Source organism: Neomoorella sulfitireducens (assembly GCF_024733845.1).
GTDB lineage: Bacteria > Bacillota > DSM-521 > Neomoorellales > Neomoorellaceae > Neomoorella > Neomoorella sulfitireducens.
Genome location: NZ_JANRHG010000001.1, coordinates 274,546 through 286,946 on the forward strand (window position 1 = coordinate 274,546; position 12,401 = coordinate 286,946).

The 12,401-nt window shown below is 54.1% G+C and carries 12 protein-coding genes; 7 read left to right on the top strand and 5 right to left on the bottom strand.

Annotated elements, in window-relative coordinates:
• Positions 1–652: 652 nt before the first annotated feature.
• The 4 genes from mads3 (at position 653) to hepT (ending at position 3,535) form a co-directional block, all read left to right on the top strand.
• A complete protein-coding gene (mads3, locus tag NWF31_RS01300) occupies positions 653–1,906 on the top strand; it encodes a methylation-associated defense system AAA family ATPase MAD3 (RefSeq protein ID WP_258358693.1) in 1,254 nt (417 codons plus the stop codon).
• Complete coding sequence (gene mads4, locus NWF31_RS01305; protein ID WP_258358694.1) at positions 1,903–2,535, top strand: methylation-associated defense system protein MAD4; 633 nt, start codon at positions 1,903–1,905, stop codon at positions 2,533–2,535. The genes mads3 and mads4 overlap by 4 nt, the downstream gene beginning before the upstream one ends.
• A gap of 131 nt (positions 2,536–2,666) precedes the next feature.
• Complete coding sequence (gene mntA, locus NWF31_RS01310) at positions 2,667–3,116, top strand: type VII toxin-antitoxin system MntA family adenylyltransferase antitoxin (protein ID WP_258358695.1); 450 nt, start codon at positions 2,667–2,669, stop codon at positions 3,114–3,116.
• Entirely contained in the window at positions 3,113–3,535 is a 423-nt protein-coding gene (hepT, locus tag NWF31_RS01315; protein ID WP_258358696.1) for a type VII toxin-antitoxin system HepT family RNase toxin, read from the top strand. Before mntA ends, hepT begins: the two co-directional genes overlap by 4 nt.
• A gap of 71 nt (positions 3,536–3,606) precedes the next feature.
• Here the strand turns inward: hepT and glmS are convergent, their stop codons facing one another.
• A complete protein-coding gene (gene glmS, locus NWF31_RS01320; RefSeq protein ID WP_258358697.1) occupies positions 3,607–5,427 on the bottom strand; it encodes a glutamine--fructose-6-phosphate transaminase (isomerizing) in 1,821 nt (606 codons plus the stop codon).
• A gap of 131 nt (positions 5,428–5,558) precedes the next feature.
• Between glmS and NWF31_RS01325 the strand changes: the two genes are divergently transcribed.
• Positions 5,559–5,753 carry a hypothetical protein gene (locus tag NWF31_RS01325; RefSeq protein WP_258358698.1) on the top strand — a complete coding sequence of 65 codons (195 nt, stop codon included), beginning with the start codon at positions 5,559–5,561 and terminating at the stop codon, positions 5,751–5,753.
• A gap of 237 nt (positions 5,754–5,990) precedes the next feature.
• On the opposite strand, the gene glmM is transcribed toward NWF31_RS01325, so the two are convergent.
• The 3 genes from glmM to cdaA form a co-directional block, all read right to left on the bottom strand.
• Entirely contained in the window at positions 5,991–7,325 is a 1,335-nt protein-coding gene (gene glmM, locus NWF31_RS01330; protein ID WP_258358699.1) for a phosphoglucosamine mutase, read from the bottom strand.
• An 89-nt stretch (positions 7,326–7,414) separates the two neighbouring features.
• Entirely contained in the window at positions 7,415–8,344 is a 930-nt protein-coding gene (locus NWF31_RS01335; RefSeq protein ID WP_258358700.1) for a CdaR family protein, read from the bottom strand.
• Positions 8,345–8,346: 2 nt separating this feature from the next.
• Positions 8,347–9,180: a diadenylate cyclase CdaA gene (gene cdaA, locus NWF31_RS01340; RefSeq protein ID WP_340674332.1), complete on the bottom strand. Its 834-nt coding sequence runs from the start codon at positions 9,178–9,180 to the stop codon at positions 8,347–8,349.
• Positions 9,181–9,335: 155 nt separating this feature from the next.
• Between cdaA and NWF31_RS01345 the strand changes: the two genes are divergently transcribed.
• A complete protein-coding gene (locus NWF31_RS01345; RefSeq protein WP_258358701.1) occupies positions 9,336–10,073 on the top strand; it encodes a DUF881 domain-containing protein in 738 nt (245 codons plus the stop codon).
• A complete protein-coding gene (locus tag NWF31_RS01350) occupies positions 10,070–10,798 on the top strand; it encodes a DUF881 domain-containing protein (protein WP_258358702.1) in 729 nt (242 codons plus the stop codon). The genes NWF31_RS01345 and NWF31_RS01350 overlap by 4 nt, the downstream gene beginning before the upstream one ends.
• A 13-nt stretch (positions 10,799–10,811) precedes the next feature.
• Here NWF31_RS01350 and cimA read toward each other — a convergent pair whose 3' ends face one another.
• On the bottom strand, positions 10,812–12,401 hold the full coding sequence (gene cimA / locus NWF31_RS01355) for a citramalate synthase (protein WP_258358703.1): 1,590 nt from the start codon (positions 12,399–12,401) through the stop codon (positions 10,812–10,814).

Consider the following 12,401-nt stretch of genomic DNA (forward strand, 5'->3'; position numbering starts at 1 on the left):
TACAACCAATTCTTATGACCAATTCGGCATAAAAACGCCAAATTCCTGCCGCGAAGACGTCAAGGTTAATTCGCGCCTGCAAAAAATTCCCTCGCGGGACAATTTACGCGCTTCATTCATTTAAAACCTGGCATCAGTTGCGATTGTAAGGGTGCCAGGGTAATCTGCCAATATATTGAAAACATGGTCTCTTTGGTGATATTATAACTACAAAACGACGGCCGTTGCTGCAAGAAAGATAAAAAAATTATATAGAGCGAGTTGGAATCCATGCGCTGTTCATAAGTTCTAGTTTGTAGGGATTTCGTTATAAGATTGGCTGAAAGAAAAAGCATTGTATGATATACTAAAGGCCAGGAGGGTATTTTCTGGAATAGAATTTCGGCAAATTGACTTTCGAGGAATTGCCGGCCTGATGCGACGAGGACACCTGTGGAGTACGAAGCTGCCGGCGTCAGGGAATATTGGCTCTTATGGCTATTAGGTTAGGAAAGGAAATTCTATCAGTTAATCTCTAAAAGGTCTTAAAGTGTTTCTTGTTTTTAGGCAGTGGTTATAATATTAACCACGGTAAAATTTATATGGAAGTTTATGGTTATTGCACCCAAAATTCCAGATAAATGTAAATTTATAACATTAGTGAGGGTACCTTATGATAACTTTGATTGAAGTATTAAATTTCCGCTGCTTGAGGTATATCAAGCAACCTCTCGGCCCTTTTCACGTTTTAATCGGCCCTAACGCCAGCGGGAAAACTACGTTCCTGGACGTAATCTCCTTTCTGGGCAGCCTTGTTTCGGAAGGCCTGGATGCGGCAGTGGGCGAAAGAACGAAAAATTTTCAAGACATGGTCTGGATGCGAAACAGGAATAGTCTCGAACTGGCCATCGAGGCCAGAATTCCTTCAGATCGACAGGCACAACTAGGCAAACAGCCATATGACTCCGTACGTTATGAAGTTAAGGTGGGGAATGAGCATGGCGAAACGGAAATACTTGCTGAAAAGGTTTTGTTAAAAAAGGCAACGCCAATTCCTTATAAAGAAAGGACTTTGTTTCCTGATTATATTGAGCCGCCGCAAACAATTCTAACACCTAAAGGAAAAAAATACGGCCGTACCGTTGTTAACAAAGTTTATGGGGGAAATGATAATTACTATTCTGAAGTCTACTCTGAACCCGGCAAGGGATGGTCGCCTGCATTTAAGCTGGGTACACGTAAATCAGCCCTGGGAAACCTGCCTGAGGATGAATCCAAGTTTCCTGTAGCGACCTGGTTAAAAGGCTTATTGACAGAAGGTGTGCAACAGTTTATCCTGAACAGTATGCTTTTGCGTAAAGCCAGTCCTCCCGGGCAGGTGCGTGGATTCAAACCGGATGGTTCCAACCTGCCCTGGGTGGTGACCAATCTGCGGGAGAAAGCACCTGAAAAGTTTAAAGACTGGATCGCCCACCTGCAGACGGCGCTCCCGGACCTGGAAGACATTCAGACCATAGTGAGGGAAGACGACAAACATTGCTACCTGGTGCTGGTTTATCGTGGCGGTTTAAACGTACCGTCATGGATGGCGTCGGATGGAACGCTGCGCCTCCTGGCGCTCACACTACCGGCTTACCTGCCTGATTTTAAGGGCATTTACTTGATTGAAGAACCGGAAAATGGCATTCACCCCAGGGCAGTGGAAACCATGTTCCAGTCCCTGTCTTCCGTTTACAATGCTCAAATCCTTCTGGCCACCCATTCTCCGGTTATTTTAAGCCTGGCTGAACCAGAGAAAATTCTTTGCTTCGCCAGGACCGCCGAAGGCGCCACCGATATCGTCCTGGGCAGCGAACACCCGGCGTTGAAACATTGGCAGGGAGAAACCAACCTGGGTGTCCTTTTTGCCGGGGGTGTGCTTGGATGATCAAGGACCTGGTGGTCCTCGTGGCCGATAAAAACATGGAGTACACAATTAAGGGGTTGCTGACACGCCCACAGGCACTAGGGATACCTCAACTAACCTTTGATTGTTTCGTTCATCCAGAAAATGACCCGGGGTGCCTCTTGCGGGGACATGATTTTTTACGTTCTATAGCGAGTAACTATACTCATGCACTAGTAATGCTTGATCATAAGGGCTGCGGCCGGGAACGTCTATCTAGAAAACAACTGGAAAAACAGATTGAAGAACGTCTGAGGCAATCCGGCTGGGGTGACCGGGCCGTAGCCATTGTTATCTCTCCGGAACTGGAAATATGGGTCTGGAGTAATTCTCCCCACGTTGACCGGATAATCGGTTGGGCTGGCAGAGAAACGGATTTGAGGTCCTGGTTAATCCAGGAGGGTTTTTCAGAAGATCGTAAGGGAAAACCAAATCGACCGAAAGAGGCCTTTGAACGGGCTTTGAAACTAACTGGAAAGGCCCGTTCTTCTTCATTGTATTATCAGTTAGCCATATCTGTAAGCCTGGAAAGCTGCATAAATCCGGCATTTGTAAAGTTGAAAGCTACCTTGAAGAAATGGTTTTCACAGAATGAGCATCAGACCTCTTAGGATATCGAGGTTAGTTAATTTTCAGCTAACTCGATTGGACGCGGCGGTGTCGCTGCCTTGATGAAGCTTTCCGGTGCATGATCTTCTGTAAAATAAGAAACCTTGTACCTGATAATTGGGGTGAGATATTGTTGGTCAGATTGAGCCGCAAATTAGAAAAAATAACCCTTTCTCCCAAGCAATTAAAAAACATGGCCGATTTCGCGGGCCGGCAGGAAGATATCCTGGCCCTGTTTTTATATGGCTCCTACGGTACGGAGTGGCAAACGGCACTATCGGATGTTGATCTGGGTGTACTGCCGATGCCGGAAACCTCGTGGGACTATAGGCGCGAATTGGAGTTGTTGGCTGAGTTTTGCCAGATCGGGCGAAGCGACGATATTAACCTGGTGAACCTGCGTCGCGTTCCGGTGACCCTGCAAATGCGGGTATTAGAAACAGGGCGTCTCCTGTATGTTAAAGAAGAAATACTCCTGGCCGATTTCAAGGAAAGGGTCATTCGCCATTATTGTGATTTTGAACCCGACCTGAAGAACCTGTACCGGGATTTTGATGCCGGCCTGCGGGAGGAATTCCTGTGACGGTTGATAGGGAAAAAATCCGCCAGAAGTTGCAGTTTATGCGACAAGAATTGAGGGAGCTAAAGAAGTTCCAGGGTATGGATTTAAGCCAGTTCCAATCAAATAGCCTGTACGAAGCCGCCGCCACAAGAATGCTGCAGGTAACCATTGAAGCTATGCTGGATATTTGTGCTCATATTATCTCCAGAGAAGGTTGGGGATTACCTAAGTCCTACGTCGAAACAGTTGAGCTGGCGGCCCGCAACGGCTTAATACCGCAGCAACTGGAAGATACCTGTAAAGCCATGGCCCGCTTCCGCAATCGAGTAGTCCATCTCTATGACGAAGTTGATGCTGCTGAAATCTGGAATATCATTCAAAACCATCTCGAAGATTTTAGACCAATTATGGCAGCAGTAATACGGAGATATTTAAGTTAAGCGGGGGATTCTGCGTAATACTAAAAAATTTAAACGGGCGGGTCCTTTCCAGGGACCCGCCCGCATTTTGTCTACTCCACCGTTACGCTCTTGGCGAGATTACGCGGCTTATCGACGTCACAACCGCGGGCGACGGCGGCATAGTAAGCCAGGAGCTGTAGGGGCACTACCGTGACGATTGGCGCCAGCAGCGACGGTACGGCCGGCAGGTAAAGGACCTGGTCAACTTCTTTTTCGATAGCTGTGTTGCCTTCCTGGGTCAGGGCCAGGACCCAGGCGCCCCGGGCCTTGACTTCCTTGATGTTGCTGATCATTTTCTCCACAAGCTCTGCCTGGGTGGCCAGGGCGATGACGGGAGTTCCTTCTTCAATGAGGGCTATGGTGCCATGTTTGAGCTCTCCCGCCGCATAAGCTTCAGCATGGATATAGGAAATCTCTTTGAGCTTCAAGGCGCCTTCCAGGGAAACGGCATAATCCATACCGCGGCCGATGAAAAATACGTGCTCGTGGGCGGCCACCCGGGCGGCCAGTTCTTGCACCCGCGCTTCGGTTTTTATTACTCTTGCTACATAATCCGGTATAACTTTAAGCTGGCCGGCTAGTTCAACCGCCCAGGGGGCTTTACCCCGCTTTTCTGCTAGGTACAGGGTGAATAAATACTCGGCGAGCACCTGGGTAAGGTAAGCCTTGGTGGAAGCTACGGCTATCTCCGGGCCGGCCCAGGTGTAAATAACGTGGTCGGCTTCCCTGGCTACCGAACTGCCGACGACGTTGGTAATGGCCAGGATCTGCGCCCCCGCTTTTTTAGCCTCCCGCAGGCTGGCCAGGGTATCCGCCGTTTCTCCCGACTGGCTGATAACCAGGCCCAGGGTTTTTTCATCGAGAATGGGGTCGCGGTAACGAAATTCGGAAGCAATGTCGTCTTCCACCGGCAGGCGCAGCAGCTTCTCCATGAGGTACTTGCCGACCATGCCGGCGTAGTGGGCGGTGCCGCAGGCGATAACGGCTATCTTTTCGATGGAAGCCGCCATTTCTGGCATTAGATTTACGCCTTCCAGCTTTACCCTGCCGTCAGGCTGCAGGCGGCCGCTCAGGGTATCCCGTAACGCCCGGGGCTGCTCGTGAATTTCTTTGAGCATAAAGTGGGCATAGCCGCCTTTTTCGGCCGCCTGGAAGTCCCAGCCAACGTGGTATACCTCTTTGGCCTTAGGCTTACCTTGCGCATCAAAAACCTTGACGCCTTCGGGTCTGATATGCACAATTTCCCCATTTTCTAAAATATAGGTGTCCCGCGTATAGGGCAACAAGGCCGGAATATCGGAAGCCAGGTAGGTTTCCCCCTGGGCCAGCCCTACAATTAAAGGGCTGTCCTGGCGTACCCCGACCAGCTCCCGGGGATGGTAGGCGCTGGCCACGACCAGGGCATAGGAACCGCGTAAACTCGGCAGCATCCTGAAGACCGCCTCCAGCAGGTCGCCCTCATAAAACTGTTCCACCAGGTGGGCCAGGACTTCTGTATCCGTCTCGGATACAAAACGGTGCCCGGCGGCCGCAAGCTGCTCCCGCAGTTCCTGGTAGTTTTCGATAATGCCGTTGTGGACCACGGCAAACTTGCCCGTACAGTCCAGGTGGGGATGGGCGTTAACGTCGGAGGGTTGCCCGTGGGTGGCCCAGCGGGTGTGGCCGATCCCCACCCGGCCGCCATTGAGATTGCCGTTAAGGCGGCTCTTCAGGACATGGAGCTTACCGGCGCTCTTTTCTACTAACAGCCTGCCGCCATTCAATACCGCTATGCCGGCGGAATCATAGCCCCGGTACTCCAGCTTTTCCAGTCCCTCAACCAATATGGGGACGGCCGGGCGCGGGCCCAGATAACCAACGATACCGCACATATAAAGCTCACTCTCCCTTATTTTTTTACCAGGGAGAGATAAGGGGTTACCCGGCGCCCTTTGTCCCCGGGATTACTCCCGGGTTTTGTAGCGCCTTTGACGGTCGTAACCGGACCGGGGGGCACCCGCCGATGCTTCGATTAACCCCCGCCTCGTCAACCTTCCGGTACCCGCCTGCCCGGATGGCCCTCCAGGTCTGCCCGGGCATAAACGGCGAGCCGGCCGGTCCCGGCGCTTGCCTTTGTACTGTTCCTTTATCTCTCCCCTTGATCTTGCTGAATAACCCGGACTCCTGCGACCCGGGTAAAATCACCTCCTTTCCCTGAAATGGATTTCCTTATGCCCCGGTGCCATCAGGCAGCAACGGCGAGATTATCTGATTAAAACAACCTGGTCTTTTCGTGGCCGGTGGCTGCCGGGTAAAAGCGGCGGCAAGCCGGCAGTTCCCTGGCTCCTATTAAGTGTTACTTAAGTGAGCCCGCCGGACCCCTTTAGCTTTCCCTCCGCTTTCACACCGTTTTCTGAACAAATGTGTCATAAAGCAATACTTAATGGTGCCGGAATCACAGCCCGATGACAGCCTGCCTAAGGCCGGTCATAATAGCCTCAAGCTCTTCCCTGTCCGGGCCTTCTACCATAATACGGATAATGGGTTCCGTTCCCGATGGCCTGACCAGGACCCTTCCCCGGCCCGCCAGCTGTTCCCGGGCCGCCGCTACTGCTGCCAGGAGGGCAGGGCTGGCCATGGCACCCTCTTTATCCGCCACCGTTACGTTGACCAGCAGCTGGGGCAGGTGCGGCATTGCTGCCGCCAGCTCCGACAGGGGCCGGCCGGTGGCAACCATGACCTGGAGCAACTGCACCCCGGTAAGGATGCCGTCGCCGGTGGTGTTGTGCTCCAGCAGGATGATGTGGCCCGACTGCTCACCGCCCAGGAAGGCCCCGGTACGCAACATCTCCTCTAACACGTAACGGTCGCCGACGCGGGTCTGGTGCACCCGCAGGCCCGCTGCTGTCAGGGCCTGGTGGAGGCCGAAGTTGCTCATCACCGTCACTACTACCTGGCCGCCGGGCAGGCCCCCCTGCTCCTGGCGGGCGAGGGCCAGGATGGTCATGATGGCATCGCCGTCGACCACCTGTCCCTTTTCATCCACGGCAATGACCCGGTCGGCATCACCGTCAAAGGCCAGGCCCACATCAGCCCCCCGGGCGACTACCTCGTCCCGGAGTACCTCCGGGTGGGTGGAACCACATCCGACGTTTATATTAGTCCCATCGGGGGTATTATGCAAGGGGTAAATTTCAGCTCCCAGGCGCCGGAAAACCGCCGGTGCCACCCGGCAGGCAGCGCCATAGGCACAGTCAAGCACCACCTGCATACCGGCCAGGCCCCGGGTGGCGGTGCTGCACACGAAAGCAACATAGCGCTCGGCAGCCTCCTCCGTATCCAGCACCCGTCCCAGTTCCAAGCCTACAGGTCTGGGCAGGTTATCTTCCGCTTCCAGCACCAGCCGCTCAATTTCTTCTTCTACGGGATCGGGTAGCTTGTAGCCGCTGGCGCTGAAAAATTTAATGCCGTTATCGGCCACGGGGTTGTGGGAAGCCGAGATGACGACGCCGGCATCGGCTTCCAGGTTTCGGGTCAACCAGGCCACAGCCGGGGTCGGTACCACCCCTACCTTCAGGACGTCACCCCCGACGGAACAGATACCGGCCACCAGGGCTGCTTCCAGCATATCGCCGGAAATACGCGTATCCCGTCCTACCACCACCCTGGCCCGTCCTGCCTGCCCTGCCAGTACGGCGGCACCGGCCCTTCCCAGGCGAAAGGCTAATTCCGGGGTAAGGCCGGCATTGGCCACGCCGCGGACGCCGTCTGTACCGAATAATTTGCCCATCACATCACCTTCAAACTGTATACTGCATCATATGTTCCTGTTGTTAGATTGCTACTTCAAGGTGTACGCCGGTATCGGCCGTCATATGATTAGGGGTTTGCCTTTTTAATCTCAATTACCACCCGGACCCGCGGGAAATTGCCGACCTGGACACCGGCGGGTATTTCCAGGTTCGTCTCCACCGTAATATTCTTCGTAGCCCCGGCTATGTTAATGGGAGCCGTATTAATATAATCGAAGGAAGCTAAATGGTTATAGGGAGCAAAAACCTCTACAACTTCCGGCTGGAGGATTATCCGGTCAATGGTATAACCTTCGGCCACTTCACCTGCCAGCTGGGGACGCACCGGCAGGATTTTACTGGGCATGTCCTGGACTACAGGTATAAAGGTTTCTATTACCTGCGGGCTGACGGTTAACCATTCCTGTAAGGGCTGTCCCTCCTGGTCGGCCAGCTTTACCGGCAGCTGGGCCAGGAAATTACCGCTGGCCTGGTCGATTTTGGCCTCTACATAAACCCTGCCTATACTTTTCAGGATAGCGGCAGAGCCGGAAACAACTACCTGGGAGGGCTTGAGGACCGGTTCCAGGGCCCGGTAGCCGCTGGCCGGTGTCCCCAGGAGATTCACCTGTACCGGCAACTGTACCTCTTCGATTTTATCGATTTTGATTGTTACCTGGCCGGGGTTGACATGAACCACATTTACCCCTTCCGGCACTTCGACCCGGACGGGTAACAGGTTATCGCCGACTTTGGCATCCCGCAGGTTAACATAGGCATGGACATCCCTGGACAGCAGGTTGCTTATCGTAGCCTTGCGCCCCTCCACCCGTACCTGGACTTCTTCCGGCCGGTCGGCAACTACCAAACCCTCCCCCAGGTTTTCTGTTTCCAGCGGGACCAGCACCACCTTTTGTCCGGTAGGATTCTGCTCCCCGGTAACGTATATCCACAGAATTACGGCCAGCGCGACTGCCAGCAAACGATAAATCCAATCCTGGCGGAAATGCTCCAGCATTTTTAAGACCTCCAGGGCCAGAAGAAGGTATTATGGTTATCCTGAGGTAATAATAAACTCTGCAATAGTTCCTTCAGGTTTTTCTCGTCCAGGAAGCGGGTCAGCTTACCCCCTTCGGCCACGGAAATGGCCCCCGTTTCTTCCGACACCACCAGGATCACGGCATCAGATATCTCACTGATCCCGAGGGCCGCCCGGTGCCTGGTCCCAAGCTGTTTGCTTAAATAGGGGCTTTCGGAAAGGGGCAGGAAACAGCCGGCAGCTACCACCCGGTCCCCCCGGATGATGGCCGCCCCGTCGTGGAATGGTGTCAGGGGTACGAAAATATTAATCAACAGCTCGGCGGAAACGACGCCGTCCACCCGGATACCCGTTTCAATATAGTCATTGAGGCCTGTTTCCCGTTCGATAACTACCAGGGCACCGGTACGGTTTTTCGAGAGTACCTGGGCGGCCCTGACCAGCTCATTGATTAGTTTTTCCATGTCTTCGGCACCCAGGACGGTTAAGGGCCGGGCAAAAAACTTCCCCCGGCCCAGCTGCTCCAGGGCCCGCCGCAGTTCCGGCTGGAAGACTACCGGCAGGGCCACGACAATCACCAGACGCAGCTGGCTTAAGATCCAGTTGATGGTGGTCAGGTGCAGGCGCTCGGCAATGACCGAGGCTACCACCAGCACTACCAGTCCCTTGATGAGCTGAACGGCGCGTGTACCCCTGATGAGCATAATAAATTTATAAATGACAAAAGCAACGATGCTGATATCAAGGGTTATCCGCAAAATATCGAATATGTTTAATGACAGCAAGTAGCGCCACAGGGCCGCCAAACCATTCACCCCGAATTTTCCCGCGGGCTTTAGTTAGTATATGGAGGTCCTGTCACTTCATTCGACAGTCATAAGGTGAATCCCTTCTTTTTCAAGTTGCCCGTTTTTACTAGTTGTCACCGGCCGGTACTTCATATAAAATAGCGCTAAAGGAGGAGTCTACCTTGCGTAAAATTTATTCTTCCCTGCTCCTCATCAGCCTTTTATCCGGGCTCCTGGTAGCGTGGCAGTGGCGTTCCCATCTGGCCACTGCAGCCCTGGAACAGGAGGACCCCGCACTTATTGATATTATTCATTCCCTAGAAGAAGAAGACGCCTCTTTGGAAAATACCATCGCCGAACTGCGCGACCAGATTGAAGCCCTCCAGAAAGACAGGTCCCAGGGTAAGGGACGCCTGACACAGCTGCAGCAGGAAATTGAAAAGCTGAAACTGGCTGCCGGCCTAACTCCCGTTACCGGGCCGGGCATCGTCGTCACCCTGGACGATAATATCGCCGGCGCCCAGGCCGCCAAAAACAGCTCGCCAACAACGTATAAGCCGGAAGACTATATAATTCACGATAAAAACGTCCTTTACCTGGTCAATGAAATAAAGGCTGCCGGCGCCGAGGCCATTGCCGTCAACGGCCAGCGAATTGTCTCCAGTACGGACATTCGCTGCGTAGGTACCGTCATCCTGGTGAATTCTACCCGCCTGGCCCCACCCTACGAGATCGAGGCCATCGGCAATCCCGATGTCCTGGAGGCGGCTGTGCAAAGGTCAGTTGATTTCTCTTTCTTAAAAAGCCGTGACTTCCCGGTCAAGGTGACCAGATCCTTAAGCCTCACCCTGCCGGCGTACAAAGGCGGTTTCACCCAGAACCATGTCCGCCTGGTTAAGTCAGGGGGGCAGCAGCAATGACTAAGAAAAAGGGTTGGCCCATTTCACTGACCATTGTCTTTTTAATCCTGGGGTTACTGCTTTCCCTCCAGTTCCGCACCCAGCGGCTCCTGGCCAGCTCCCTGGAAGCCCAGAAAACCGAAGACCTGGTGGCCATGTGGAAGGATTTAACCAGCAAGCGCAACAAGCTCCAGGACGAAATTGCCCAGCTACAGGAGCAGCTCTTTACCCTGAAAGCCGCTTCCGGCGAGGATAGCGCTGCCGAAACGGCCCTGGAAAAGGAGCTGGACCGCCTGCAGGTAATTACCGGCATCATTCCCGTAAAAGGGCCGGGAATTACGATTACCATCACCGGCGATGCCCCCCTCCTCTATGAAGACCTGGTGGACATTGTCAACGAGCTCTGGGCCTCAGGAGCCGAAGCTATAGCCATAAACGAACATCGCATCGGTATATCTACTGCCATTGCCGATACAGAAGAGGGTGCGCGGGTCTACATCACCGTCAACGGCGAAAAGCTCCTCTACCCTATTGTTATTAAAGCCATTGGCGACCCCCACACCCTGGAAAAGGGTTTAACCTTTACCGGCGGTCTAATAGAAAACCTCAATAAATTGTTCAACATCTACCCCGACATTAAAAAAGAGCAGGACCTGCAGTTGCCGGGAACCTCCCTGCCCCGCTGGCAGTACGCTAAATCCCCGCCCCCTGATACGCAAACGTCACAACAAAGCCAGGCAAAATGAAAGCCTGGCTTTTTTACGTGGCTGCCGCCTTTTTATTCAGGTCCTGGGACTGCTTTAAAAGGGCGTATTCCATACTGTCCAGCAGGGCTTCCCAGCTGGCTTCAATAATATTGGTAGAGACGCCGACGGTATTCCAGGAGCTAGTACCATCCCTGGATTCAATTAAAACCCGGACCCCGGCGCTGGTAGCATCCTTTTCATCCAGTACCCGCACCTTGTAGTCAGTGAGGCGCATGCGGCCGATGGCGGGGAATACTTCCTCCAGGGCCTTGCGCAGGGCGTTGTCCATGGCGTTGACGGGACCGTTGCCTTCCGCCGCTGTATGGACTACCTGGTCGCCCACCTTAAGCTTCACGATGGCTTCCGAGGTGGCTTCCTGTCCCGGCCGTTTTTCCACCAGGGTCTTGACGTACTCTACTTCAAAGGGTTGCCGGTACTCGCCCGTCGTCTTCCGTAAAAATAACTCCAGGGAAGCGTCGGCACCTTCAAACTGGTAGCCCCGGCGCTCCATTTCTTTAATACCGTCTATAAGGACCTGCTCCTTTTCGGGAGAAAGGGCCAGGCCCATTTCTTCGGCCTTGCAGCGCAGGTTACTTGCCCCGGCCTGGTCCGACATTAATATGCGCCGCTCATTGCCCACCAGCCGGGGGGGGATGTGTTCGTAGGTTTGGGAAGCCTTCAAGACGGCGCTGACATGGATGCCGCCCTTATGGGCGAAGGCGCTATAGCCGACGAAGGGCTGGTTGCCGGGCGGTACCACATTGGCAATCTCGCTGACGTAGCGGGAAACTTCTGTAAGCAGGCTCAACTGCCCCGGAGGTAAACACCGGTAGCCCTTTTTTAGTTCCAGGTTGGGCAGCACCGAACATAAATTGGCATTACCGCAGCGCTCGCCGAAACCGTTGATGGTCCCCTGTACCTGGCGGCAGCCGGCAGCAACTGCGGCCAGGGTGTTGGCTACCGCCAGATCGCCGTCGTTATGGGCGTGAATCCCCAGGGGCACCTGGATGTCCTGGCGTACCCGGGTTACGATAGCTGCAACTTCTTCGGGAAGGCAGCCACCGTTGGTGTCGCACAGGACTACCCAGCTGGCCCCGGCAGACGCCGCGGCCTTTAAAGTAGCCAAGGCATAATCGGGATTGGCTTTAAAACCGTCGAAGAAGTGCTCGGCATCATAGATTACTTCCAGACCCGCCGCCGCCAGGAAGGCGACGCTTTCGGCAATCATGGCCAGGTTTTCTTCCAGGGTGGTCTCCAGGGCCGCCGTTACATGGAGGTCCCAGGACTTACCGAAGATAGCCGCTGCCTTTGCCCCGGCCTCCTTGATGGCCAGCAGGTTGGCGTCATCCCGGGCATTCCCGCCGGGCTTGCGGGTGCGGCCAAAGGCTACGAGCCTGGCCTGCCGCCATCGGAGCTCCCTGGCCCGCTGGAAAAACTCCAAATCTTTGGGGTTGGCCCAGGGCCAGCCGCCTTCGATATAGTCCACGCCCAGGTGGTCCAGCCGGGCGGCGATCTTTATTTTATCTTCTACCGACAGGCTGATGCCCTCGCCCTGGCTGCCGTCCCTCAGGGTGGTGTCGTATACGTAAATTTTTTCGGCCAT